This window comes from Thalassobacter sp. 16PALIMAR09 (assembly GCF_000765485.1).
Lineage (GTDB): Bacteria > Pseudomonadota > Alphaproteobacteria > Rhodobacterales > Rhodobacteraceae > Thalassobacter > Thalassobacter stenotrophicus.
Map to the genome: position 1 here is coordinate 1 of NZ_JHAK01000014.1, position 24,790 is coordinate 24,790.

The 24,790-nt window shown below is 59.1% G+C and carries 21 protein-coding genes; 4 read left to right on the top strand and 17 right to left on the bottom strand.

Annotated elements, in window-relative coordinates:
• The first annotated feature begins 241 nt into the window (after positions 1-241).
• The gene (locus PM04_RS16230) at positions 242-874 is read left to right on the top strand and encodes a hypothetical protein (protein WP_038008833.1); all 633 of its coding nucleotides are present in this window, start codon (positions 242-244) and stop codon (positions 872-874) included.
• Positions 874-2,097: a radical SAM protein gene (locus PM04_RS16235; RefSeq protein WP_052077325.1), complete on the top strand. Its 1,224-nt coding sequence runs from the start codon at positions 874-876 to the stop codon at positions 2,095-2,097. Before PM04_RS16230 ends, PM04_RS16235 begins: the two co-directional genes overlap by 1 nt.
• Before the next feature lie 29 nt (positions 2,098-2,126).
• Here PM04_RS16235 and PM04_RS16240 read toward each other — a convergent pair whose 3' ends face one another.
• The 17 genes from PM04_RS16240 to PM04_RS16320 form a co-directional block, all read right to left on the bottom strand.
• Positions 2,127-2,615 (bottom strand): NUDIX domain-containing protein, encoded by a 489-nt coding sequence (locus PM04_RS16240; RefSeq protein WP_038008835.1) that lies wholly within the window; start codon positions 2,613-2,615, stop codon positions 2,127-2,129.
• Complete coding sequence (locus tag PM04_RS16245) at positions 2,612-4,576, bottom strand: nucleoside-diphosphate sugar epimerase/dehydratase (RefSeq protein ID WP_052077326.1); 1,965 nt, start codon at positions 4,574-4,576, stop codon at positions 2,612-2,614. The genes PM04_RS16240 and PM04_RS16245 overlap by 4 nt, the downstream gene beginning before the upstream one ends.
• A gap of 376 nt (positions 4,577-4,952) precedes the next feature.
• Entirely contained in the window at positions 4,953-6,086 is a 1,134-nt protein-coding gene (locus PM04_RS16250) for a DegT/DnrJ/EryC1/StrS aminotransferase family protein (RefSeq protein ID WP_038008838.1), read from the bottom strand.
• A gap of 4 nt (positions 6,087-6,090) precedes the next feature.
• Complete coding sequence (locus tag PM04_RS16255) at positions 6,091-6,717, bottom strand: acetyltransferase (protein WP_038008840.1); 627 nt, start codon at positions 6,715-6,717, stop codon at positions 6,091-6,093.
• On the bottom strand, positions 6,714-7,307 hold the full coding sequence (locus PM04_RS16260; RefSeq protein WP_038008841.1) for a sugar transferase: 594 nt from the start codon (positions 7,305-7,307) through the stop codon (positions 6,714-6,716). Before PM04_RS16260 ends, PM04_RS16255 begins: the two co-directional genes overlap by 4 nt.
• A 41-nt stretch (positions 7,308-7,348) precedes the next feature.
• A complete protein-coding gene (locus PM04_RS16265; protein ID WP_038008843.1) occupies positions 7,349-8,566 on the bottom strand; it encodes a glycosyltransferase family 4 protein in 1,218 nt (405 codons plus the stop codon).
• A gap of 2 nt (positions 8,567-8,568) precedes the next feature.
• On the bottom strand, positions 8,569-10,377 hold the full coding sequence (locus PM04_RS16270; protein WP_038008844.1) for an alginate lyase family protein: 1,809 nt from the start codon (positions 10,375-10,377) through the stop codon (positions 8,569-8,571).
• Complete coding sequence (locus PM04_RS16275) at positions 10,374-12,365, bottom strand: bi-domain-containing oxidoreductase (protein WP_235281470.1); 1,992 nt, start codon at positions 12,363-12,365, stop codon at positions 10,374-10,376. Before PM04_RS16275 ends, PM04_RS16270 begins: the two co-directional genes overlap by 4 nt.
• A gap of 125 nt (positions 12,366-12,490) precedes the next feature.
• Complete coding sequence (locus PM04_RS16280; protein ID WP_038008847.1) at positions 12,491-13,732, bottom strand: O-antigen ligase; 1,242 nt, start codon at positions 13,730-13,732, stop codon at positions 12,491-12,493.
• A gap of 6 nt (positions 13,733-13,738) precedes the next feature.
• Positions 13,739-14,821, bottom strand: a complete 1,083-nt coding sequence (locus PM04_RS16285) for a glycosyltransferase family 4 protein (protein WP_038008848.1) — start codon at positions 14,819-14,821, stop codon at positions 13,739-13,741.
• Positions 14,814-15,560, bottom strand: a complete 747-nt coding sequence (locus PM04_RS16290; RefSeq protein WP_038008849.1) for a lipid II flippase family protein — start codon at positions 15,558-15,560, stop codon at positions 14,814-14,816. The genes PM04_RS16285 and PM04_RS16290 overlap by 8 nt, the downstream gene beginning before the upstream one ends.
• Positions 15,561-15,602: 42 nt before the next feature.
• Entirely contained in the window at positions 15,603-16,886 is a 1,284-nt protein-coding gene (gene wecC / locus PM04_RS16295; protein ID WP_038008850.1) for a UDP-N-acetyl-D-mannosamine dehydrogenase, read from the bottom strand.
• Positions 16,886-18,025 carry a non-hydrolyzing UDP-N-acetylglucosamine 2-epimerase gene (gene wecB / locus PM04_RS16300; RefSeq protein WP_038008851.1) on the bottom strand — a complete coding sequence of 380 codons (1,140 nt, stop codon included), beginning with the start codon at positions 18,023-18,025 and terminating at the stop codon, positions 16,886-16,888. Before wecB ends, wecC begins: the two co-directional genes overlap by 1 nt.
• Positions 18,026-18,137: 112 nt before the next feature.
• The gene (locus tag PM04_RS16305) at positions 18,138-18,497 is read right to left on the bottom strand and encodes a MarR family EPS-associated transcriptional regulator (protein WP_038008853.1); all 360 of its coding nucleotides are present in this window, start codon (positions 18,495-18,497) and stop codon (positions 18,138-18,140) included.
• 443 nt (positions 18,498-18,940) lie between these two features.
• Positions 18,941-20,041, bottom strand: coding sequence for a plasmid partitioning protein RepB C-terminal domain-containing protein (locus PM04_RS16310; protein ID WP_084212722.1), 1,101 nt, complete (start codon positions 20,039-20,041; stop codon positions 18,941-18,943).
• A 19-nt stretch (positions 20,042-20,060) separates the two neighbouring features.
• The gene (locus tag PM04_RS16315) at positions 20,061-20,942 is read right to left on the bottom strand and encodes a ParB N-terminal domain-containing protein (RefSeq protein WP_038008854.1); all 882 of its coding nucleotides are present in this window, start codon (positions 20,940-20,942) and stop codon (positions 20,061-20,063) included.
• 70 nt (positions 20,943-21,012) lie between these two features.
• Entirely contained in the window at positions 21,013-22,563 is a 1,551-nt protein-coding gene (locus tag PM04_RS16320) for a recombinase family protein (RefSeq protein ID WP_255347918.1), read from the bottom strand.
• A gap of 215 nt (positions 22,564-22,778) precedes the next feature.
• Between PM04_RS16320 and PM04_RS16325 the strand changes: the two genes are divergently transcribed.
• Positions 22,779-23,291: a transcription termination/antitermination protein NusG gene (locus PM04_RS16325; RefSeq protein ID WP_038008855.1), complete on the top strand. Its 513-nt coding sequence runs from the start codon at positions 22,779-22,781 to the stop codon at positions 23,289-23,291.
• Positions 23,292-23,473: 182 nt separating this feature from the next.
• Positions 23,474-24,571 carry a Fic family protein gene (locus tag PM04_RS16330; RefSeq protein ID WP_038008856.1) on the top strand — a complete coding sequence of 366 codons (1,098 nt, stop codon included), beginning with the start codon at positions 23,474-23,476 and terminating at the stop codon, positions 24,569-24,571.
• Positions 24,572-24,790 lie beyond the last annotated feature (219 nt).

Consider the following 24,790-nt stretch of genomic DNA (forward strand, 5'->3'; position numbering starts at 1 on the left):
CCATCGACTGGTCCCGCATCAGCGGGAAGCCAGCCATTGGCGCAGGTGACATTACAAGCGTGAGCGTTAGTAACGGCAACTCCGGTTCAGGCGTTCGAATTCCGCAAAATTATAATAGCAACTGCAACTGTACTCCCAATTGCTACGTCGAAAGTCTTTCTGGAGGCGGCACAAGTGGCGCGGTTACGGTTTCAACTGTTCGGAAATACTTTAATTGCAACTGTAATTGCCGGTGCTGAGCATGGAGGTGCGCAGAACCAGCCTCGATCTTTGGCCGACGCGAGTTTCGTTTTTTGAAGCCCCCGTGGATTGGAGCATAAATCGCGAGCTTGCAGATGAGGCAATCAGGCGTGCTGATCCTTTGACGCTGAAGGGCGGGCAGACAGCGCCGGAGCGGCGCGTGCGGGGCATCCTCGAGCAAAGCTCAGCGGGGCAAGTCTTAAAGGCGCACCTCTTTGCCTGCGCGCGCACCGTGCTGGGTCAATGGGCCGCCTATCTCGACCCCGACCATTGCGAAAACCGCGCCCTCGTTATTGCCCCCGGCGGCTTCATCTCAACGCACAAAGACAGCCGAGAGGGCGATCTAACCTGCGTGCACTTCCTGACCGGATGTGGCGCAGGCCAGCCGATAAACTCTGTCGGCATCCCGCGCTTTGTGATCGAGGACCCCTCGCGATATTTTGACGAGGGCCGCCTGCCTTTTGAGAGCCGTCATGGGTTCTCTGTCAATCCGCGACCTGGGCTCTCGGTGGTCTTCCCCTCACACGTTCCCCATAACCAGCACCCCTATCAGGGGAGCACGCCCCACGTGCAGGTCGTCGCAAACTTCCGCGTCAACCTGCCCGACGACCTTGAAGAAAGGCTTTTTGACTGATGTGGTTTGAACTGACCCTCGAGGCCCGTGACGGCGCTCGGCACACCCTGCGATACAATCCGCATACCTCGGAGTGTGAGGGTCTGCCCTTGCCGGTGGAGCCCAGCGCATTTGCCCCTGTGCCAAGGGTGGCGAGAGACAGGCCCCTTGGAAAATCCCGCGCGCCCCGGGTGTTGAAAATCCAACTGGGGCTGTCGTGCAACTACGCCTGCAGCTATTGCAGCCAGGCGTTCCAGATTGCGGACGCCACGGTCTCAAAGCTGGCGGATGTGGAGCACTTCTTGGCGCAGCTCGAGGGCTGGATCAAAGATGCGCCCGAGCGCATTGAGATCTGGGGCGGCGAGCCGTTTCTCTACTGGGCAAAGATCAAGCGATTGGTGCCAGCGTTGGCGGAGCGCTTTCCCGGAGTGCTCTTCTCGATCATTACCAATGGATCGCTGCTCAACCGCGAAAAGCTGGATTTCATCGCCGAACACGACATTGAAATCACGATCTCCCATGATGGGCCGGGACAGCATCTGCGCGGGCCTGATCCGTTCGACGATCCTGACAAGAGCCACTGGATCCAAACCCTGCTGGCCGAGCGCCCCGAAAAGACCGGTTTCAATGCGGTGCTGACGCGCGAGCATCACGACCTTCGGGCGCTTAAGGCCTGGTTCGCCGAGAAGGTGGGGCCGGACATCTTCGTCGGGCTCGAGGGTGTCGTGAATGTCTATGACGCAGCGACCGCCATCGGGACAGGGGGGTTTGAGCCCACGGAGCTGAACAGCCTGACGCGGTCGATCTTCGAGGCCCTGGTCGAGGACCCGAACGCTTTTGGCCTCGGGGAGCGCATCAACGAGTTCTATGCCTCGATCCAGCGCCGGCGGCCGATCGGGGCCCTTGGTCAGAAATGCGGCATGGACCGGGAAGACACTATCGCCGTGGATCTGCGCGGCAACGTCATGACCTGCCAGAACACCGGGGCGAAGGGCGTGCACAAGATCGGTCATGTTGCCGACTTTGACGCCATCGCGCTCGACACCGCGACGCATTTTGCCTTCAGGGAGGAATGTATGTCATGCCCCGTCGTTCAGCTCTGCAAAGGGTCCTGCATGTTTCTCGAGGGGGAGTTCTTCAAGCAGAGCTGCGCTAACGAGTTTGCCTTCAATATGGGGATCATGATGGCAGCCGTCTGGCATTTGACGGGGATGGTTGTGGTCGGCGTGGAAACCCATCATTGAACGATCGAACAGTGTTTTGACCGTACTGGCTACCAGCCTTCAGTTTGAGCATCTCCGCATATAATTTCACGAATGCGGCGAACTGTCCCCGGATCGGTATCTGGCGGTAGGTTTTCGAAATCGAAATATCCGATTTCGGCGATTTCTATGCTCGTTGGCTTGGCATCAACGGCGCCTTTGGCATCACAAAGGTATGCCAGAACGTGATCCCTTTTGCTCACGCCATCATTAAAAAACACGCCGTGTAAAACAGGTTTATGAGCAAGTTGCAGGCCAGTCTCTTGTCGCAATTCATTGCTTAAAGCCTGTTCTGTCGTTTCGCCCTTTTCGACTCCGCCCCCAGGAAAATGCCATCCAGGAGTGTAAGTGTGGCGGACGAGCAGGAACTTACCATCATCTGACCGCACAATCGCGCGAACCCCAATCGTCAGTCCGCGGCGCATGAGAAAATATGTGTGAAGGGTGCGGCTGAACAACACGCGCGCGAGGCCAGGTTTCTTCTTGGCGGCAAATGTCATGTGCGTATGCCTGCCTCGATCGCCATGTTCTGCTGCCCGTCGGTGCCGTAATCAGCTCCCCAAAGCAGGTCGGAGATCTCTGTGCTCGACGGCGCGTAATCTAGCGGTAACTCGTGTAAAATATCTATGATTGCTGGCAAGTCGAACGCCTCACAGGCCTTAAGAAGCCGATCCAGAACTGCCGTCAACGCATCGTGTGGCAGTGAGACTTCGGATGCTGTCATGATCCGTGGGTGCTTGGTCGGAGCTGGGTTGTTACCGATCAGAAGCTCCTCGTAAAGCTTCTCGCCTTTGCGCAGACCAGTGACACAGACCGGGATGTCACCCTTTTCCGGCAATACCTGATCCGGGTGCTCGACCATGTAAGGAACCAGTCCATGCAGCTTCACCATGCTGAAAGCGAGATCCATGATCTTTACAGGGTCTCCCATGTCGAGCACGAAAACATCCCCACCCTGACCCAAGGCACCTGCCTGGATCACCAGCTGGGCCGCTTCGGGGATCGTCATGAAGTAGCGGTTGATGTCCTTGTGCGTGACCGTAACTGGTCCCCCACCTTCGATTTGGGTCCGAAACCTCGGGATGACCGACCCAGACGAGCCAAGAACATTCCCGAACCGGACCATCGAGAAGACTGTGGTAGATGCCTGCTGCGCATGGGCCTGGCAGATCAACTCTGCGATGCGCTTCGTCGCGCCCATGACGTTTGTCGGCCGCACCGCTTTGTCAGTTGAGATCAGAATGAAGTTTTCGACACCAAGTTTCTGGGCTGCGAGCGTAATTGCAAGTGTGCCGAACACGTTATTCCGGATGCCCTCAACCACGTTTTCCTCTACCAGCGGCACGTGTTTATAAGCTGCCGCGTGATAGATCGTTTGCACCTTGAAGACCTTGATAGCCGCCTCCAGCCGCCGGCTATGCTGCACGGACCCCAAGATCGGTACGACCTTAGTCTGATGCTGCAAACGCGTGGCTGTTGCGCTTAGCTCAGCTTCGATCGCGTAAAGCGCAAACTCGGACACGTCATAAAGGACCAAGACGGACGGATTCTGGGTCAGAATCTGCCTGCAGAGCTCACTGCCGATCGATCCTCCTGCTCCAGAGACCATGACGACACGCCCGGTGATGTTCCTGCCAAGCAGTTCGGGGTCCGGGGCGACGGGATCGCGTCCAAGCAAGTCTTCGGCAGATACAGTGCGCAGCTCCGAAATCTTGGCCTTTCCGCTGATAATGTCGGACATGCCTGGGATCGTCTTGATCTCCAGCTTCAGGTCTTCCAGCGCGCTTACGATCTCGCGGCGGCGGACACGACCCATGCTGGGTATGGCCAGCAAGATCACCTGGGCACCCGTCTCGCGGACCAGGCGTGTCATTCTGTCGGGTGCATAAACGCGCAATCCCCCGATGCCCAAGTTCTGTAAGGAGGGGTCATCATCGACCAGAGCGACCGGAGCAAATTCATGGCCATGGAACAGTGCGTTCAGCAGCTGCAATCCGGCTTCCCCAGCGCCATAGATGATCACGGGTCGTTTGTTCAAATGATTTGGGTTCCGGAAATACGTCCGTGCTGCGAAACGCAGCCCACCAACGGAAAGAAAGACAAAAACAGCAAAAATGATCGGAATAGACCGAGGAAGGCTGACGTCAAAAACAAGTCCCGCAGCAAAAAGGGAAATTGCTGCCACTATGGCTCCCATAGCAACTGTTACAAGAATCTTGCCGGTGATGAAACGCACGACAACTCGGTAAAGGCCCAATCCCCAAAAGGCCAACAGAGTAGCCGTGATTGAAGAAACCAACGCTCCCCAGATACCGGGCTGCCCTGCAAAATCTAAACTCTCGAGCCGTAACAGCATGGCGCCAAGAAATGAAATGTGGAGCAGTATGGCGTCGACAACAATTTGCAGCGCAATTTTATTACGCCGGCTCAGTATTGAAAAATGTTCGATGTAATTGCGCATTAAAGGTTACATCCTAAACTCAAACCGCAGCCGACCCGCGAGGAAACGCTAATGGAAGAGATGCTTGCCTACAACACGCTACGGCGACTGCGCCGAAGAAGGCCATCAGTGGTAGCGCTGCCGGCGTGATCCAGACGACAAGCACCGTGTTCTAATTTCCCGGCACGGCTCTGATTACCGTTTGGTTTCGGTCGGACAGATCGAACACGCTGGTGGGCAAGAGCTATTGAAGGGCCCGACAAGCCTGCATCAACAAGCCACAGCAGCTGGTAGGCACACGGTCATTTTCGCCAAAGAGGCCAAGGATCAGAGCTATCTGAGGCTGTTGCCTGCTCAAGCCGATCTGACCTATTCGCATCAGGCTGACCGGGAGAGTTCAACGACCTTTATCAAGGAGCGCTGTGACCCGCTCAATTACTTCATCCTGCTGCTCATCATTCATATCGCTGCCCGAGGGAAGACACAGGCCGTTGGCGAAGAGGCGCTCGTCGAACCCATTTCCGTGATAGGGCGCGCCAGCATAGAGCGGCTGCATGTGCATCGGTTTCCAAAGCGGGCGAGATTCGATCTGGTGTTCCAGCAGCATCAGGCGGATGTCTTCACGCGTGATGCCGGTTTCGCTAGGGTCGATGGTCAGGGCTGTCAGCCAGCGGGTCGAGTGCAGGCCTTCGGGCTCAGGCATGAAGGCGATGCCGGGGCGGGCTAGCGCAGCTTTGTAGCGCGCGAAGATCTCGCGGCGGCGAGCCACGCGGGCGTCCAGCACCTCCATTTGCCCCAGCCCAATTGCCGCGCAGATGTTTGACAGGCGGTAGTTGTAGCCAAAGTTGGAATGCTCATAGTGAGGTGCAGGGTCGCGCGCCTGGGTGGCGAGAAAGCGCGCCTCGTCAGCCCAGTCCTTGTGGTGGGTGACCAGCATGCCACCGCCAGAGGTGGTGATGATCTTGTTGCCGTTGAATGACAGGATCGCGGCGTCACCACCGGTGCCGGCCCTGCGGCCATTCTTGTAGGAGGCGCCAAGGCTTTCGGCGCTGTCGACGATCAGGCGCACACCGTATTGCGCGGCCAGCGCCTCGAGCGGATCGAGGTCGGCGGATTGGCCGTAGAGGTCGGTTGGCACGATAGCCTTTGGCAGGCGGTTTTCAGCGGCAGCCTTGGCGAGTTCCTCGGCCAGCAGCGCTGTGTCGACTGTCCAACTTTTGGGGTCGAGATCGAAGAAACGCGGGGTGGCGCTTAGGTAATTCACCGGGAAGATGCCTCCCGCGAAGGTCATCGACGAAATCCAGACCTCGTCGCCCGTACCGACACCGGCGATGCGCAGCGCAAGATGCAATGCGGCAGAGCCGGATGACAGGCCGACGCAATGCACATTAGCGCCGAGGTAGTCGCGCACGCAGGCTTCGAACGCGTCGAGTTGCGGCCCAAGCGGGGCAACGAAGTTCGACGCAAAAGCCTCGGCCACGCGGCGCTCCTCATTGCCGGACATATGGGGGCGGGAGAGGTAGATACGCATGGGGTCAGTCCTTGATAACAGGTTTTGCCGGATTGCCGACGACGGTCACGCCCGGTGGCACATCGCGGGTGACGACCGCACCCATGCCGACAAAGGCACCGGCACCAATGGTGAGACCTTGGCGGATGACGGCGCCCGAGCCGATATAAGCGTGATCGCCGATGGTGACATTCCCATTCACCTTGGCGCCCGGTGCGAAGGTCACGAAGTCGCCGATCACGCAATCATGCTCGACATAAGAATAGAGATTGGCGTGAAAACAACGGCCAATGTGGATGTTCGAGGTCAGGGTCACGAAAGGGGACAGGCAGGCCCCATCACCGATGACGACTTCATCCATTTGTACAACAGAAGCGGCGCGGGCCTCGATCAGAGGGATGTTCGCAGCGGCGCATTTTTCCGCGAGGGTCTGGCGGATATTTGAGGCGGCTATAGCGATGCTGACGGCCTTTTCGTCGGTTTGGCGTTCGAGAAATTCGGTCCAGCTCAAAATATCATGGCCGTTCACGTAGCCTGGAGTTTGACCATCGTCGATGAAAACAAGTTTGGTCTCGGGAAATTGTGCGCGAAGCAACGGCATGATGCCGCGGCCGCAACCGGCAGCGCCATATACGCCAATCAACTGGGTCATGATCTGTTCCCCGTGAACTTCGACATGGTAGCTTCCCCCGCAGCTGAAATGCCGTCGCGTTTGATCACCTTGCGAATGGTCAACCAGATGATCTTCAGATCCAGCCACAGGCTGCGGTTATCCACATACCAGACGTCGAGCGCGAACTTCTCATCCCATGATATCGCATTTCGCCCGTTCACCTGCGCCCAGCCTGTGACGCCGGGGCGCACCTCGTGGCGGCGAGCCTGTTCGGGGGAATAAAGCGGCAGGTAGTCCATCAACAGGGGGCGTGGCCCGACAAGGCTCATCTCGCCCTTCAGCACGTTCCACAGTTCAGGTAGCTCGTCGATCGAGCTGGACCGCAGGAATCGGCCAAGCTTGGTGAGCCTTTCCGCATCGGGCAGAGGGCGGCCATAGGCGTCTACTGCGTCACGCATGGTGCGGAATTTGATCATCTCAAACGGCTTGCCATCGCGCCCGGGGCGAGTTTGGCTGAAGAGCACTGGCGCTCCCATCTCGCGGCGGATTTTATAGGCTACAATCGCCAGAACCGGCGATAACAGGAGTAAACCCAAGCTGGCCCCGAGAATATCAATAATTCGTTTCATCTATCGCGCCGTTTCAATTTCCCAGCCACTTACCTTAAAGCTTAACGCGCAGCACCTGTCACCCACTGAACCCAGTCGTCAGAAAGCTCCGAGCGTGCAAAACGAGTTTGGGCAAGCTCTCGTGCGTTAACCCCTTTCTGTCGCAGCACGTCCCGATGCTCTGCAGCCTCGATCAGCGCATCCGCGAAGGCCGATGGATCATCGGGCGGTACAGCGAACCCACAATCGCTTTCGCCGACCAAACCCGCGAGCCAGCCCGGATAATTGTTCAAGACTGGCAACCCTGCAGAGATGTAGTCGAAGAACTTGTTCGGAGATGTGCCGAAGTAAAACGCCGGAACATTCCTCAAAACTTGCAGCCCTAAATCAGCACCCGCCATCAACCCAGTGAGCTTGGTCTTAGGAACTGGCTCGAGGAACAAAACATTGTCGAGGCGACGTTCTTCAGCCTCGGCTATCAGTTTTGGCTTTTCGCGCCCTTGCCCGACCAAGGCGATCCGGATGTCGTCGCGCCCGCGTTCTTTCAATACCGCCGCGGCATTAAGAACAGCATCCAGACCATTCGCATTCCCGTGTGTGCCTGTGAAAATGGCAAGCAACTGATCGTCTCGCACCCCGTTGGGCCGCCATGCTTCCGCTGGTGAAGCGAACAAATCCAGATCGCAACCGTTGGGCACCATTGCGATCCGCGATTTGTTCACCCCCCGCGCTGCAATCCCCTCGGCGATCCCGGGCGAAAGGCCCACCAACCGATCCGCCGAGCGGTAAGAGACCCATTCCAACACAGACATAAGCCACAGCACGACCGGGTTGGTGATGACCCCCATGGCCTTGGGCAATTCGGGCCAAAGATCACGCACTTCGAATACGAAGGCTTTGCGTGCCAACCAACGCGCAAAGATGCCCGGAATGCCGGCTGTTAGCGGTGTCGTTGTTGCGAATACAACATCAGCAGGCTCCCGCAGGGCAACGCCAACCGATCCAACGGCAAACTTCAGGAAAACGCCAATTCGCTGCATAAACCCCATGTGGTTGCCGTAGTTGAGAGCGAACTCGATCACATCGATCCCATCGACCGCGCCGCGTCGTCGACCCTTTTCAAACTGCATGCTTAGCCCGGTATTGCCCTGCGCGTAGCTGCCACAGACCATTGTCACGCTGTGCCCGGCCCGGATGAGTGCTTGGGCCATCTCGTAGGAGCGCGTTCCGGCGGACCCCTGCGGCGTCGAGAAATGCTGGTGGAAATAAAGAACGTGCATGATCAGAAACCGATTTTCGTTACGATCCGGCCAGTATTACGCAGGCTCACCGAAAGCAGTGGCACCTGGTCCCGGTGTTGGTAATAGCGCGACTCGGGGGTTGTGCCCAGAACGGGCACAAGGGTCTCTCCCTCGGCCTGGACGGTGATGACCACCCCGTTGCCCCGCAGGGTCTCGCCCTCGAGAACCCAGTCGCCGGGACACAGTCGCCAGCGCAATTCTGCCTGTCGGAACGGGCCCGACAGCGAATCGGCACAGATAAGTCCTGTTGGGGTCAACGTAACCTGCCGATGATGGCGCACGCCTGTGCTATCGGTATAGCCCGCAGCGGCGCTTGCGGCGTCGCCATCCGTCTGCACCGTCTGAACCGACTGGGCCCGCAGCCAGTCGCCGAACAGGAACCGCCCCAGTCGGGGCATCTGGTCTCGCTCATCGAAGGTGACGGTGTTGTGCGCCGAGGTGCCCCCGAACCACTCGGCCCCGTCGGCATTGTAACTGAAGGTTCCCCCGTCGCGCAGCAGGTTGCGCCCAGTGTGCCACAGGTCGAGATGCAACGCATCCGCCTGGCTGGGCCGATAGCGGAACCGGGGATATCGCAGGACCGCCATGGCCTGCCCCGTGCGCAACACATGATAGCCGCCATCGTCGAAACTGGCGCTGTGCAACGGCGTTGCGCGCTGGCCGTCCGGCACACCGAGCCAGCGCAGTGGCGCGCTCCAGGGCCCCGGTCCAAAAGCGTCCTCGTCTTGGAACAGAGCCGCTGCCAGTTGCACCGAGGGGCGAAAATCGCGGTAGTCCGTTCCCGTCAGTTGTAGCAGCCGAGCCCCGTCATTGGCCCCGATATTGGGCGCGTCGCCGGTTTCGGGGTCGGTCATGGCGCGCAGCCAGCCGGTTGTCGCAACCAGCCGCCCGCGCAGCCGGTCAGAAAACGCAGGCAGGCCGCGGTGGCGACGCCAAGCCTCGGCCAGGGCGTAGGTGTCCAGCATCATGCGGTGGTAGGTCACAGAATACTGACTGAAACTGCCATCAGGCTCGATCAGGGCCGCGGCGCGCTCTTCCAGCCATCGCCGCCCCTTGCGTGCCCACGCATCGGCCCGTGGATCATGGCCCGCCAGAAAATTGCCGCCGATGAACAAGGCAGCGGCTTCAGACGTGCCGTGGTTGTTCTCCTGACCGATCGCGTAGGACATCGTAGGCGCGATGCGTTGCAGGTGCGCGCGCAGCAGATCAGCCAAGCCCGCTTCCGGCGCTTGGTCCTGTCCTAACACCCAAGCCGCCGCGACCAGGTGCATCACCCGGATCGAGGCCTCTTGCCCGCATTTCCAGTTCGGTCCCTTGTAGGGAGGATTGCGCTCTGCCCAGTCGGCCAGCCATAGGTTCAGGCGTTCCAGAGCCGAAGCATCGCCGCAGGCCGCTTTCGTCGCCCAAGCGACGGCCCAATCCATCCGTGACAGTTCCCACAGCCCCTTGATATCTCCGGTGCCGAAATCGGGGATACGCCACCAATCAAGCGACGCATCTGGTTGTGGCGCATCGGAGAACGGGTTGGCGAACCAATCGGGCATGCCGTCGGGCAATGGCGTGCTATGCCAGCCGAACCACCAAAGACGGTCATCCCAAGAGCGGTTGGGCTCAGCTTTGAGGTTGGGCGCGTCAACAGCCCGAAAGAACGGGGACTGCGCCACGGGGGCCGCCAGCCGTTGGACTGGATGCCGCCCGCTTTTCAACCCCAGCCGATAGGCCGCGACCCGCGCGATGCTGGTCGGACCCAGCCGGGCGTAGGTCTTGGCCTGTATCAGGCGACGACTCATGTCTGGGCGCGCAGGATCTCGGCCACGTCGATGGTGACCTTGGCAACCTCGAACAGGTCTGTGGCCGGGATCGGGGCCGTGCCGCCCGCCTCAACGGCCGTGACAAAGGCTGCCGCACAGGGCGTCTGCCCCTTGTCTTGCCGCCACAGGCTCTGCTTCTTGAAGCCCGGCCAGTTGAAGCCGCGCAACTTCAGGAAGTTGTCCAGCTGCAAGGTGCGCCCGGCGGCAAAGACCTCGACCCGTTCCTTGGCAAAGGATGCGCCGCCATTGGCGAGGTAATGGATGGTGCCGAACGACCCGTCCTCGAAGCCGAGGGTGATCGAGGCCTTGTCCTCGGTCACGGCCTCGGCGTCTGTGTCGCCCATGCGCCGCGCCTGAACCGAGATGATCGGAGCCCCGGCCAGGAACCGCATAAGATCGATGTAGTGACAGGCCTCGCCGATGATCCGCCCGCCACCCGTGGCCGGGTCCTGCGTCCAGTGATCGGCGGGGATCGTGCCTGCGTTCATCACCATGACAAAGCTCTTCGGCGCCGTCACCGCACCCAAGAGCCGTTTCATCTTCTGGACCTGCGGCGCGAAGCGACGGTTGAAACCGACCATAAGGTGTTTGCCGCTCTCGGCATGAGCCGCCTTGACGTCTTCGAGTTCCTCATGCGTCAGGGCCAGGGGTTTTTCGACGAATACATGCTTGCCAGCGCGCAGGGCTTGGGCGGTCAGACGGGCATGGCTGTTGTGGCGGGTGACGATGGCCACGGCATTGATCTCGGGGTTGGCGATCAGCCCATCGGTGTCAGACGTCGCCTGCGCAAAGCCCGTCCGCCGTCCATGCACGACCGCGTTGGTTCCCCCCGCAGAAGCGATGCTGTGCAAGGTCGCGCCCGAGGCCTTGAAGGCCGGGATCAACATGCGCGAGGCATAGTTGCCCGCCCCGACGAACCCGACCACCGCCTTGCCCGAGGCCGCGACGGGCGTGTCGGTCAAGGCCACGCTGCGCACATGGCGCGGCTCGGTGGCGTGTCCGTAGGTCAGCAAGATCCCCAGTGCAGCCTTGTCTGTCGATAGCAGTTGATAGGCGCGTGGGGCCTCGTCAAAAGGCACTCTATGGCTGATCAACGGCGCGACATCCAGCGCTCCCGCGGCTAACATGTCCAGCACGGCCTCGAAATTGCGCTGCTCGGTCCAGCGCACAAAGCCCAGCGGATAGTCTTGTCCGCCCTCTTCATAGGCCGGGTCATAGCGGCCCGGGCCATAGGAGCAGGAGACCTGGAAGCTGAGTTCTTTCTCATAGAAATCAGCGCGATTCAGCTCGAGCCCAGTTACCCCCACCAACACGATGCGGCCCCGCTTGCGGCACATGCGCGCCGCTTGGGTGATCGGGTCGCTCGACTTGGTGGAGGCAGTGACAATCACCCCATCCACGCCTTGCCCCCGGCTAAAGGCCGTTCCCGCAGCCACCGGATCCTCACCGGCACCGGGGTTGCAGGTCTCAGCGCCGAAGCTACGCGCAAGCTCCAGTTTGTCGGCGTCGAAATCAATCGCCAACACCCGGCACCCCTGCGCGCGCAACATCTGCACCGTCAGCAGACCGATCAGACCAACACCGGTGACCACGAAGGCCTCGCCCAAGGTCGGCTGCGCCAGCCGAATTCCCTGCAACCCGATGCTGGCGACCACGGTAAAGCTGGCCGCCTCGTCGCTGACGCTGTCAGGGATCGTCGCGCACAGATTGCGAGGCACGCTGACCACATCGGCATGTGGCCCGTTTGACACGACCCGATCACCAACCTTGAAACCCTCGGCACGCGCGTCACGCACCACACCGACATTGCAATAGCCCAGCGGGATCGGTTGTCCCAGCTTGGAGCGCACGGCGTCAACGGCGGTCGTCACCCCGTCAGTCGCTACCTTGTCCAGCACCTGCCGCACCTTCTCGGGCTGACTGCGGGCCTTAGCCACCAGCCCAGACCTGCCAAAATCGACCAGCATCCGCTCCGTCCCGGTCGAAATCAGTGACGCCCTGGTGTCGATCAGCAGACTACCGCGCCGCAATTGCGGCGACGGTGCTTCGACGAGTTCACATTCACCCGTTCCGAGATTCTGCAGGACCTGCTTCATTGCTTTTTTTCCTCTGTCCGCGCTTGCAGAGCAGCCCCTACAAGCATGAATACAACGTTCGCCATGGTCGCGTAGCTTAGGATTGGCAACACCAACATGCTGGTGAAGCACGCTGCGAAGAACCCAGTGAGGTACAGTCGAATCGTTTTACGCTTTCGGCCCGCCAGCAGTGCGGCCATCCGGTAGGCGAGTGACCAGGCGATGACAACGGGACCGAGATATATAATTGCGCCGAACAGTCCGGCCTTGAAAAAGACCTCAAGGATCTGTTGATGCGGCGTGCCGTATTGTGAGAAGTCCGAGAAGAACTGAAACATGTATCCAAAAAACGGCCGCATAGAGATCAGGTCGAGCGTCTCGCCCCAGATATCTACGCGGCCGGTGGTGATATCGCCGCCCGCGATGGCAGCTCTCATCCGAAGCACCAGGCCGGTGAAGATCGGAAACGCCAGAATGTGATCGATCGACCACGTGACAGCGATGCCAAGGATCGGCACTGCCGCGAACGCCCAAAGCCTGCTGAAGGCGAGGAAGCCCACGATAGCGAGCATGCCGAGCACTAAGAAGGCCGACCTCGACAGCGACAAGCTCAGGATGATAATCGCCGCCACGCCTGTCACGGCCATAAGCCATTGGGGCAATGGAGGCGTTTTCAGGGACCACAGGCAGGCTGGCAGGAAGAGCATAAGGGCGATGAAGTTCATCGCGCTGTTGGGGAAGCCGTACAACTCCCATTTGCCGAAGCAGCCGCCCCACCGCCCCTCGTAGCCGCAGCCCCGTATTCCCATCCCGTAAACCACATCGGAGGCGAACAGCACGAGGACCGTGATCAGGATCGCCCGTGCGAGGTAGGTCAGCAGCTCCACTCCCACCCGCTTCCATAACAAGGCCCCGACGACAATGTGGCAAGCCGGCAGCATGTAGCTGAGCGCCGAGAGGATCGGCCCGAGCGCGCCTCCGTCCATAATCGATCCCAGCATACCGATGGTGAGGAAGTAGGTAAAGGATGCGGCGACATTCAGCGCCGTTTTGGGCAGTCGCAGGCGCATGGCAAGTGCGACGGGAAGCAGGAGCCAGAAGGCGTCGCTCGGGACGAAGTCGACAGGCTTGTCTCCGACTTGCGCAACGGTGACGCTGATCGGGACGACGTAGGCGAACGCTACTGCGTGCATCACAAGCGAGCGCAGGATCAGGCGCGCGCCGAGCGATCCAGGTTTGGTGTGATGCGTCGCCGCCACCCTCCCTCATGCCCCCAAGTCGAGGAGGAGGCCGTCGTAGCGTTTCCGGATCGCATCTTCGGGGAACCTTGCCTCTACGAAGTTGCGGGCCTTTCGACGCGCCTCGGAAAGCGCCTCGGGCGTCATCTCGGCCGTCTTGCGAAAGGCCGTAGTCAACGCGTCGCGGAACGGGTCGCTCGCGGACAGGTAGATCGCTGGCAAATCCAATGCGGTGTATGCCTCCAAGGGTGAGAGCACCGATACGCATTCGCGCGCCATGCCTTCTAGGATGGCAGAGGAGAGCTGATCGCTGATCGGGGTCGATAAGCAGAAGTCCACGCGGTCGAGCGCCTCTCTCATCCGATCGGGGGACAGGAAATCCTCGATGATCTCAACGTCCGGCCGACCGTCGGCTTCGCGCCTCACGCTGTCGAGGTACGCCGGATCTGCGTCACCCTTCAGGAGGACGAGCCGACCCTCGTAGCCGAGGTCTTTGAACGCCGCAAATGCAGCTAGGACGTCCAGCGTCCTGTAGTGCGGGGTTATCCTGCGGTTGACGAACCAAGTCCTCGGAGCGTCATCTAACCTCCGCGCCACGGGGAGGAGGAACGCTGCAGATACGCCGAGTGAGAAAGTCTCTATCTTCGTGGATAATTCGGCGTCCATTTCCGCGATCGCACGCGCCATCTGGGGGGACGTCGCGGTGATCCTGTCCGCCCCCCGCAGGACGGCGCGGATCATAGCCTTGTAGAAAAGGCTCCTGTTGTGTGCCTGCAATATCTCCGATCCATAAGTCGTCACTATGTAGGGTCGACCTGAAAGGAAAGCGGACAACCCATAACCGGAGGCATTATGTGCATGGACAGGATCGTTGGAACGCTCCAGTGCCCGTAACCAGAGGCCGAGCAGAGCATATCGCAAAGCCTTTGGTAGGCGACGGGCGGCCTTGGGAAGCGGTGCCTGCGCCGTTCTATCCCCCGGCGGTGCTACAGGCCCATCCCCCCCGATATGGACGAACCTGACGCCCCCCTCGAACCTGTCGGGAAGGATGCGGAGCCATTCCCGGACATGCGGGCTCGCAGGGTTGGCGAGGAAAGTCAGGTCACGCATGAGTCAGCCAGTAGGCGAGCGCGAGGAACAATTGCCCAAAAATCGCAAGCACTGCGAGCCGCCCGAGGAAGAGGGATACGATCATCTTCGGCGCATCTGGGTCGCGGACGTCTATCGAGGAGCTGATCTTAGGCTCGATCACGAATGTCAGGATGACCCCACCCAAGGCCGTGAAGACGCCGGCGGCATGGCTCAAGGACGTCCTCCACTCGGAGAAAATGAGCGCCGCGTAGAAAGATAAAAAAATGCCCGTGCAGTAGATGAGGAACACGATCAGCGCCAATACGAACAACCGTTTGCTGGTTTCGCAACCCATAACCTCCCTTACGTCCGGCACGTACAGTTCGACGGCGTGTTCGGATGCCGGGATGGGCCCTAAAAAGAAGGCGGTCATCAGGTTGCCCGATGTGCCGTATCGGAGGATAATTTTGCAATAGTATCGGACGATCCAGTTTCGAAAAAAGTATACCCCAATGCCCAAAAGCGCCGATCCGAGCAGGCTAAGGTGGGACATTAATCGATAATCCGCCAGCGAAATTCCGGCATCCACCAACAAGCCCAGCATTGGCAAGAGGAATACTGTGAAGAGCCGCGTGCCCATATAGACAGAATGCTGGATAGAAAGGCCCAGCATCGGCTTCTTCTCGGCGATGCCCGCAATGCGTGCGAGAACTGCTGTCAGCTCTAGAAGCTGCACGCCCGAATAAAGCATGATGATCAGCGCTGCTAGACCTATCATCTCCGCCACTCCCGCTTCACGATACCCGCCATTGCTGTCTTCCTAGGGCTGAGTCTGCGCGGCGATCACGCCCACCGCGTCGATGACCGGGCGGCCGGTAATCGTGATGTCCCGAAAGCCGCTATGGCCGACCAGCACCAGATGCAGGTCTGCGATCTCCTGCGCCTCGACCGCGCCGACGTGCTGCGCACCGCCAAGACCATCCGGCAGGGTGGCAATGTTGGGCTCGACGACCATCAGCGGCCCTGCATGGTTAGCCGCGAGCTCACGGGCGATAGCCAGCGCAGGGCTTTCGCGCAAATCATCGATGTCCGGTTTGAACGCCAGGCCGTAAACGGCAAGGGTCACCTCGCGCGCGGTTCGGCCGGGGTTGTCCATCAAATGCGCCCCTATCGCGGCGCGAACCTTCTTGATCACCCAACCGGGCTTGCCATCGTTCACCTCTCGTGCTTTGCGGATCAGCTGCGCCTGTTCCGGGGCCGAGGAGACGATGAACCACGGGTCGACCGCGATGCAGTGCCCGCCCACCCCGGGGCCGGGTTGCAGCACGTTCACCCGCGGGTGGCGGTTGGCCAGGCGAATGAGTTCCCAGACATCCATGCTCAGCGCGTCACAAATCAGCGAAAGCTCATTGGCGAAGGCGATGTTGACATCGCGAAAGCTGTTTTCAGTCAGCTTTGCCATTTCTGCAACGCGAGGCCCAGAGGCGACCACGCAGTCGCCGGTAACGAATGTGCGATAGAGGCGAGCGGCGGCTTGCGAGCAAGCCGGGGTCATGCCGCCGATCACCCGGTCATTGGTGATCAGCTCCTGCATCACCTTTCCGGGCAGCACCCGCTCGGGACAATGGGCAACGCGGATGTCGGAGGCTTCGCCGGCGTCTTGCGGAAAGCTTAGGTCGCGCCGTGCCTCGGCGAGCCAGCCGGCCATCGCCTCGGTGGCGCCAACGGGCGAGGTGCTCTCGAGGATAACCAGATTGCCTGCCTCCAGCACCGGCGCGATGGCGCGGACCGCCGCCTCGATAAAGCTCAGGTCCGGCTCGTGGTTTTCCCCCTTGAACGGGGTCGGCACTGCGATCAGGAACGCCTCGGCGGGTTCAGGAACCGTGGTGGCCCGCAAATAGCCCTCTTTCATTACAGCGCGTACCACCAAATCAAGATCAGGTTCTACAATGTGCACCTCACCACGATTGATCGTGTCGACAGCCTTTTGGTTCACATCGACACCTACCACCTCAACTTTGCGCGAGGCGAACATGGCGGCGGTCGGTAAGCCGATATACCCTAGCCCGATGATGGAAATGCGTTTGAAAGGAAGCTCAGGCATTATTGCTGATCCTGCTTGATCGTTAGAAATGACAGAACGGCATCGCGGATCCGCTGAGAGGCCAACCCGTCGCCGTAGGGATTGTGCGCGCGCGACATTGCGTCATAGGCGGCTTGATCGTCGAGGAGCTTACTCGCTTCTCGTACTATCAGATCGGCATCAGTCCCAACAAGTTTCACCGTTCCGGCGTCCACCGCCTCGGGCCGTTCGGTCGTGTCGCGCATCACCAACACCGGTTTGCCGAGTGACGGCGCTTCTTCCTGCACTCCGCCTGAGTCAGTCAGTATTATGTCTGCGCGACGCATTAGGTGCACAAAAGGCAGGTAATCTTGCGGCGCAATGAGTTTTACACGCTCAAGCGCACCGAGGCTGACCTCCACCGGGCCCTTCACGTTCGGGTTCAGGTGCACTGGATAAATGATTTGGACATCTTCCCGGTGAGCTATCGATGCAAGTGCAGAGCAAATACGCTCGAAGCCGCCCCCAAAGCTCTCGCGACGATGCCCCGTCACAAGGATCAAGCGCTTGATAGGGTCGATTCCGAATTCCACGTCAAAGGAAGCGCTTTGCTGCGGATTGTTTTCGAGCCTCTCAACCACTTCAAGCAATGCGTCGATGACAGTGTTTCCGGTGACCGAAATTCGATCGGTAGGCACAGACTCGTTTTTCAAATTCGAGGCGGCTTTTTCCGTCGGGGCGAAATGCAGACGCGCGATGGTGCCGGTCACCTTGCGGTTTATCTCTTCGGGCCAGGGCGAATAGATGTTACCAGTCCGCAGGCCCGCTTCGACATGGCCCACCGGAATCTGCTGGTAATAGGCCGCGAGAGAGGCCGAAAGCGTGGTCGTTGTGTCACCGTGCACCAGCAGCAGGTCGGGCGCGTACTCTTCGAACACCGGCTTGAGCCCGGCAAGCACCGCAGCGGTGATCTCGGTGAGCCCCTGTCCAGGTTTCATAACATTCAGATCGTAGTCGGGTTCGATCCCAAATAGACGCAGAACCTGGTCCAGCATTTCGCGGTGCTGGGCGGTGACAGCCACACGCACATCAAGACCGGGAGTTGCCCTGAGTGCTTCATAAACCGGCGCCATCTTTATGGCTTCTGGCCGAGTCCCAAAGACCAGCAATACTTTTTTCATTTAAACCTCAAACTTTATTTTTTATGTACGCTGCCTGCATTCAAACTCTGCCCGAGCAGTACTTCGCCGCTCCTCGTCAGCGATACGCCCGCCAAGCGAGTTGCGAATGCAGTCAGGACAGCTTCTTTTCAGCGTTGGCATGGAGCTCGACTTGAAGCGCATCAATCTCTTCCTTGAGGGCCTCGTACTCTTCCATCTTCCGCACTAGAAAAGCTCGCGTCAGCGCGGCCTTCCGCGCAATTCCCTTCGGCGTCAAAACGTAGGCATATCGGCGCTTGTCTTCTGCGGCGCTGAAATTTCCCAGTTTCACCAGCCCTTTATCGATCAGTGCTTTAAGCACGTAGTGTATTCCGCCGACACTTACGCCGACCGCTTCCGCCAGTTCCCTCTGAGACATTTCGGGGTTTTCTTGCAGGAGACGAAGTACGCGAAAATGCGTGTCTTCCTGCAGCTTGGTGCGCATGCTTGTCATTTTGGGATTTTCTCAGGCTACCGCTCAAGGACTGCCCATGGGACGCCTCGTTGTATGCAAACGTAATGATGAGAGTAGTTTCCACATCGTTCGGCTTCGAGCGTTAGCAAATGCTGCATGCGCAAACAATAGGGAATTTCAGAGATTTTCGTCACTTCGGACCCTGAAGTAGCCACCAACCCTCAAGGGCTGGCCAAACCAGATGGGGACCTCACTTACTCTGAGGACATCGGCGGGCCTTCAAAAGAGCCACCAACACATAGCCTGGATATGTGACAATCTCATAACTGAACGACCCCGTCAGCACAAGGCTGGTTCATGGCCGCCGTAGTTCGTCTAAACCGAGCGGAGCGTGGCAGCTGACCCAAGAGGCTCTGCCCCATGTCGCTCGAAAATAAGTCACTTTGGCAGATCTACGACAATCTGACCCCGAACCGAGCCCATCACCCGAGTTGACCATCCATCCCCGGGACCGATGTGCCGTCATCGCTGTCGTCTTTCGCCAGTTGGGCTTGTGCTGTCGCTTCGGCAGCGCTCGGCCAATCCTCCCGCTCGGCCTGTTCCACCGCCTCCTCCATGCTGACCGTATTCAGAACCAATTCGAACTGCTCGAGGATTTCGGACGCATGCCGCGCCACGTAGGACCGGACGGCCTCGTTCTCCATCAGCTTTTTCAGGTAGCCCTTTGCGACGACCAAGTTCAGCAGCTCCGATCCGTAATTTTCCTCGGCATGCTTATACTTTTCCTGCACCTGGCTCATCTCACGCTCAAGCTTGACGATTTGCTCCAGCGGGTCGCCTTTCGGTTGTTCCGGCTGCGGCGGCTTGTAGTCGGTGCGCTGTTCCGACGGTGTGGCCTTCAAGAGGGCGTCCGCATGCGCCGCAGTAATCGTGTTTGCTGCAATCATCAGCTCGACCGCCTCAATCTGCCGGGCGGCCTTCATCTTGCGCAGATGCCGGGTGACATCTGGCGTGAACTGGTGATCCTGCAGTAGTTCCACCGCCTTGGGACAGATCCCGTGAAGCAGGTTGATTCGGCTGTTGATGGTCGAGAGGTTCACGTTGAATGCGCGCGCCAGTCGTTCCTTGCTGACGCCTTTGTCGATGGCGCGCCGCAGCATGTAATGCTCCTGCACGGTTGAGAGCCGGTTGATCCGATGGTTGTAGGTGTAGGTCTCAAAATCTTTGGCGATCAGGCAGGGCGCGGTATCCTGACCCAGTTCCTTCAACGCCAGCACGCGCAAATTGCCGTCCAGTAGCAGAAACCCCGCCGCATCTGGAGCTGGCTTGATTACCGAGAGTGGCTCGATAAGGCCGATTTCCCGGATCGAGGAGACAATCTGCTTGAACTTGCGCGTTGTCATCACGCCGTCGGGAACCTTTTTCGAGGGCATCAGCTCCCCAAGCGGGATCTGGAAGGTCTCGAGATCAAACCCGAGGGTCAAGTTCAACGGGGCCTTCGGATAGGGCGCGTCACTGTCATCGGTGTCGGTCTGGGGAAAGACCCCGGGGTAAAGCGGCTTCACAGTGCTGAGGTCATTCATGGGATCATCCTTTTGGCGTTCAGGCGGTTTCAATACGGTCGGCGAGGTATTTCGGCAGGCTGTCGAGGCCTTCGGCACGCAGCAGCGTCACGAAGTGCTCATCGGCAAAGAGGCGTTTCAGCCCCTGGACCACCAAGAGCAGCTGCTGATGCGCATGATCGGCTTTCAGCATCAGCTTGTGCTGACGGGCGACCTCGCGTTGATAGGTCTTAACGAGCGAATGCGCCGAATTCGGCAGCTTCGGGCGATCGCCTCCGGTTTTCGGACCCTTTTCGCGGCGCTTTTCAATGAGCCGCTTGGCATCCGTGATCTGGTGCCCTTTGAGTTGGCCGGTCTTGTATGCCTCTTCCAGCATGTCGCCGAGGTTTTCATCGTCATGCTTGGCGCGGGCGATCTCGAGGGCGGTGGTCAGCGGGATGGTCCCGTTTTGCACCGCCTCGATCAGGCGCTCCTCACCCTTTTCCAGCAAGAAAACGATGTCCCGAACGTATTTCTCGGAAAGCCCCGTGCGGGTGATGATGTCGTCGATGCTGTAATCCCGCGCGAGCAGCAGCTCGATGTCGGCCAGGATTTCAAGCGGCCTGTGACCCCGCCGGGCGATGTTTTCAGCCAATGACATGATGAAGGCGTCCTCATCGGTCACGTTGACCACCAGCGCCGGGATGTGGCTTTCACCGAGCAGGCGGAAGGCATTTAATCGCCCTTCGCCGCAGACCAGCAAATAGGCGGGCGCCCCATCGGCGCCCTCGCGCTCGGTGACCGTGATCGGCTTTTTCAGGCCGATGGAGCGGATGTTTTCGACGATCTCCTCAAAGACCTTCATGTTGCGGTCCCGCGAGTTCAAGACCTCGATCCGATCGATGGGGACGAGCGTGACGCTCTCGGGTGTGTCAGTCATCATTGGCGTGGTTTCCTTCTTTAATACAGTTGTTCATGATTTGTACTCTTGGTAATTTCCATCATCCCGACCCTCATCCCCATTTCCGGCGAATGCCGACCCGCTCGGCCATGCCGTAGAAAAAGCCGAGGTCCTCAAACCGGAAGGCCTCAAAGGCGATACTTGTGCGGTTGCAAAGGCGTATTTCCTGCCGGGGCAGATCGAGCCAGGGCAGCAGGTAGTAATCGAGCTCATCGCGGTTGTTGGGGTCGAGACGCACGGCCAGCGTGACGTCGGCCTGATAGCGCATCGGGTCAAACCGGATCCGCCAGCGCAGCCGTCCGTCGCCTTGAGGCTGACAGCGCGCAAGGACAAGGCTGACGACCATTTCATCATTGATCGTCAGCAGATCAGTTTTGGGATCGCGTGCCACCGTGCCGCCCACATCCGCAATTGCCGCTTCCGTCCGCGCTATGATCTCTGGATGCATCCCGCGCAGGCGCTTGTTCAGCGCGATGCGCTCCTGATCCCGGTCCGAGCGATAGCCAATCATCTCATAGGCCCGCGCGAGCGAGCCGAACCGGTTTCGATAGGCCGAGGACGAGGGCATGTCCGGCGTCTGGTCAATCAGTACCCCGGAAAGCTGGCCGGCGTCCGCGTAAAGACGTTTCAGGTGATCCAGCAGGTCCTCGTCAGAAATGCGCGCCGATCGCGCCGTGATGATCTCTTGCGCCGTCAGAAAAAACTCGAGCGGCACGATCCCCTCGAATGCGCCTTCCTTGCGCACCCACATATCGGGTGGGTTTTCTACATGCAGCTTCTTCAGCTTGAAGGAGGACCGGTTGTAGACGTTATTGCCGATGTATTTCTCATTGGTCAGGACCGTGCGCACCGTGCTGGAATTCCATGGCCGGTCCAAATCGGTGGTCACGCCTTCCTCGTTCAGGCGGTCGGCGATCTCGCGGAATGACAGGTCCTCCTCGATCAGCCAGCGATACATCTTGTTCACCCAGGCCACTTCTTCGTCTGGCCCGGGCATCAGGATGACGCGATCGGTCTGAAGGGATTTGTGTTCGCCCCGCTTCAGCTCGCCCTTGATCTCGCCGCGCTCGTTCACAAGAACCCGGCGCAAGCCAAACCCTGCCGCGCCGCCCTGGCGGAAGCCCAGCTCAATCAGGCGGCACTGGCCAGCAAAGACCTTGACCGAAAGCTCCCGGCTGTATTCGCCGGCCATGGCGCGCTTGACGCCTTTGACGATGGTTGAGACAGGCGAGCCGTCATTCTCGAACTGTTCTGCGCAATAGGCGACGTTGATGCCAGCGCGCTTGCAGATGTATTCGTAATAGGCGCTTTCATCCGCATCCTGGAAGCGGCCCCAGCGGCTGACGTCATAGACCAGGATCACGTTGAAGTCAGCCGCGCCCGATTCCACATCATCAATTAGCTGCTGCAGAGCCGCCCTGCCCCCAATCGACAATCCGCTTTTTCCGTCATCAGCATAGGTCTTGATGATTTCTATTCCGCGATGTTCGGCATATTCGCGGATCTTGTCGGACTGGTTGTGAGTTGAATACTGCTGGTGTTCCGTCGACATGCGCACATATTGCGCCGCCCGAAACTCTGTAATCTCGCCACTTCCGTCCAACTAAGCCTCCAATCCGTGCGTCTGTCGGTCGGACGTTTGCTCGGGTCGCAAAGTGTATCAAGCTGATAGTGCTGGATTATCTCATTATATCAATGCTCTGAGGGCGAGGTGCGCAGTCCTATTCATCAAATTATCACATCCCACCCGGAAAACCTTACTTGCATCCGTTCGAATTTGAGCGATAAGTGTGGGAATTACATTAACTAGGTTGCAAAATGACATTTCACGATCGCGGCACAAGCTGGTTTCTGGCGCAACTTAAGCCGAACTGCGCCAACATCGCGGATAAGAACCTCAAGCGCCAGGGCTTCAACACCTTCCTGCCGATGGAAGAGGAGACAATGCAGCGCAATGGCAAGTTCGTCACTGCTATGCGGCCGCTGTTCCCAGGCTACATCTTCGTGGCCTTCGATGTGACCCGCGGGTTCTGGCGAACGGTCAACTCGACCTATGGCATCACGCGGCTGGTGAGCCTTGGCAAGGAGCCGACGGCCGTGCCGCTGGACCTGGTCTCGCAGCTGATGTTGCGCTGTGATGCAAAGGGCAAATTGCTGCCGCCAAAGCTCTTGAAGCCTGGGGACCAGGTGATGCTGACCAAGGGAGCTTTTGCAAACTTTGTTGCAGAAGTGGAAACAATCGCGCCGGATCGGCGGGTTTGGGTCCTGATGGAGATCATGGGTGGTCAGACCCGTGTTGCAGTTGGGGCGGATCAGTTGCGGACTGTTTGAACTTCAGCGCCGCCAAAAAGCATATTTCTGTCTGCAAACTTTGTACTATTAGCCTTGATCACGAGCACACTAGCGTGTTGTGCGGAGATTGATCGCCCTATTCTCCGCATATATTGCGGCTTTTACTCTTGCCAGCGCGGAGAAAAAGTCGGGTTATCCCTGCAAATTTTGCGGAGAATGTGATGCAAATCTGGGAACGGGACACTTGGCCTAACCTAACTTGGCAAGACGCGCGCGTGGCCGCGTGCCTAGCTGAGGTGCGCCATACCCAGGGCAAGCTGATCGGCAGAATGGAAGCACTAGGCTCCAAGCTGCGCGAGGAAGCGGTGCTACAGACGCTGACACAGGACGTCGTCAAGACAAGCGAAATCGAAGGCGAACAGCTCGACGCCACTCAGGTGCGGTCATCGCTGGCGCGTCGTCTTGGCATCGAAATTGGCGCCCTGCCCCCGACAGACCGTAACGTCGAAGGCATCGTCGAGGTCATGCTTGATGCGACGCGCAACTATGAAGCTCCACTGACAGCGGAACGCCTATTTGGCTGGCATGCCGCACTGTTTCCGACCGGGCGCAGCGGCATGACACGCATCCGCGTCGGGGATTGGCGCGATGACATTACCGGCCCGATGCAGGTGGTGTCGGGTCCGTACGGCCGGGAGCGCGTGCATTACACAGCGCCACCTGCCTTTTGGGTCGCAGCAGAGATGGAAGCATTTCTCGCCTGGTTCAACGCGCCGATTTCATCCGATCCGGTAATCAAGGCGGCCCTGGCGCATCTGTGGTTTGTGACGATCCACCCCTTCGAGGATGGTAACGGACGGATTGCTCGTGCCATCGCTGATCTTGCGCTGGCGCGGTCAGAGGGGAGCTCACAGAGGTTCTACAGCATGTCAGCGCAGATCCGGACAGAACGGAGCGCATACTATGATCAACTGGAGCAAACGCAGAAGGGCGAAACGGACGTAACAGAGTGGGTTTTATGGTTCCTCGCGTGCCTGGATCGCGCCATCCGTGGAGCGGATAGCGTACTAGCTGCAGTTGTCGCGAAGGCTCAATTCTGGGAGCGCGCAGCTCCGATGCCGCTGAACGAGCGACAGATCAAGGTTCTGAACCGCTTACTTGACGGCTTTGAGGGTAAGATGACCACGTCGAAATGGGCGATGATTGCGAAATGCTCTCAGGATAGTGCAAGTCGCGACATTGCAGCCTTGATTGAACTTGGGCTGATGCGGAAAGGCGAAGCCGGCGGTCGCAGCACGAGCTACGAGCTGGTTCTGTAACGCGAGCAGATCGAATTGTCAGGCATCACCCTGCCAAACCGATCCGTTCCAATATCCCCGAACATCGTCGACTGTTCTTGGGTTCGGTTGATTACCAACGATTACGGCTTTTCGGAGGGTGCGACTCGCCAAACGTTGACATGGCGTTGACATGGAATAAACGCATAAAACCCGACTGATTAAGTAGGGCTCTAAGCATTTGATTTGGCGTATTAATTT

Coding starts and splice junctions, on each gene's coding strand:
- PM04_RS16245 (WP_052077326.1), bottom strand. CDS start 4,576: ATGCGCAATTACATCGAACATTTTTCAATACTGAGCCGGCGTAATAAA.
- PM04_RS16315 (WP_038008854.1), bottom strand. CDS start 20,942: ATGATGACTGACACACCCGAGAGCGTCACGCTCGTCCCCATCGATCGG.
- PM04_RS16305 (WP_038008853.1), bottom strand. CDS start 18,497: ATGACAAGCATGCGCACCAAGCTGCAGGAAGACACGCATTTTCGCGTA.
- PM04_RS16235 (WP_052077325.1), top strand. CDS start 874: ATGTGGTTTGAACTGACCCTCGAGGCCCGTGACGGCGCTCGGCACACC.
- PM04_RS16310 (WP_084212722.1), bottom strand. CDS start 20,041: ATGAATGACCTCAGCACTGTGAAGCCGCTTTACCCCGGGGTCTTTCCC.
- PM04_RS16250 (WP_038008838.1), bottom strand. CDS start 6,086: ATGCGTATCTACCTCTCCCGCCCCCATATGTCCGGCAATGAGGAGCGC.
- PM04_RS16265 (WP_038008843.1), bottom strand. CDS start 8,566: ATGCACGTTCTTTATTTCCACCAGCATTTCTCGACGCCGCAGGGGTCC.
- PM04_RS16285 (WP_038008848.1), bottom strand. CDS start 14,821: ATGCGTGACCTGACTTTCCTCGCCAACCCTGCGAGCCCGCATGTCCGG.
- wecB (WP_038008851.1), bottom strand. CDS start 18,025: ATGAAAAAAGTATTGCTGGTCTTTGGGACTCGGCCAGAAGCCATAAAG.
- PM04_RS16260 (WP_038008841.1), bottom strand. CDS start 7,307: ATGAAACGAATTATTGATATTCTCGGGGCCAGCTTGGGTTTACTCCTG.
- wecC (WP_038008850.1), bottom strand. CDS start 16,886: ATGCCTGAGCTTCCTTTCAAACGCATTTCCATCATCGGGCTAGGGTAT.
- PM04_RS16275 (WP_235281470.1), bottom strand. CDS start 12,365: ATGCTGGTCGATTTTGGCAGGTCTGGGCTGGTGGCTAAGGCCCGCAGT.
- PM04_RS16270 (WP_038008844.1), bottom strand. CDS start 10,377: ATGAGTCGTCGCCTGATACAGGCCAAGACCTACGCCCGGCTGGGTCCG.
- PM04_RS16255 (WP_038008840.1), bottom strand. CDS start 6,717: ATGACCCAGTTGATTGGCGTATATGGCGCTGCCGGTTGCGGCCGCGGC.
- PM04_RS16290 (WP_038008849.1), bottom strand. CDS start 15,560: ATGATAGGTCTAGCAGCGCTGATCATCATGCTTTATTCGGGCGTGCAG.
- PM04_RS16240 (WP_038008835.1), bottom strand. CDS start 2,615: ATGACATTTGCCGCCAAGAAGAAACCTGGCCTCGCGCGCGTGTTGTTC.
- PM04_RS16330 (WP_038008856.1), top strand. CDS start 23,474: ATGCAAATCTGGGAACGGGACACTTGGCCTAACCTAACTTGGCAAGAC.
- PM04_RS16325 (WP_038008855.1), top strand. CDS start 22,779: ATGACATTTCACGATCGCGGCACAAGCTGGTTTCTGGCGCAACTTAAG.
- PM04_RS16230 (WP_038008833.1), top strand. CDS start 242: ATGGAGGTGCGCAGAACCAGCCTCGATCTTTGGCCGACGCGAGTTTCG.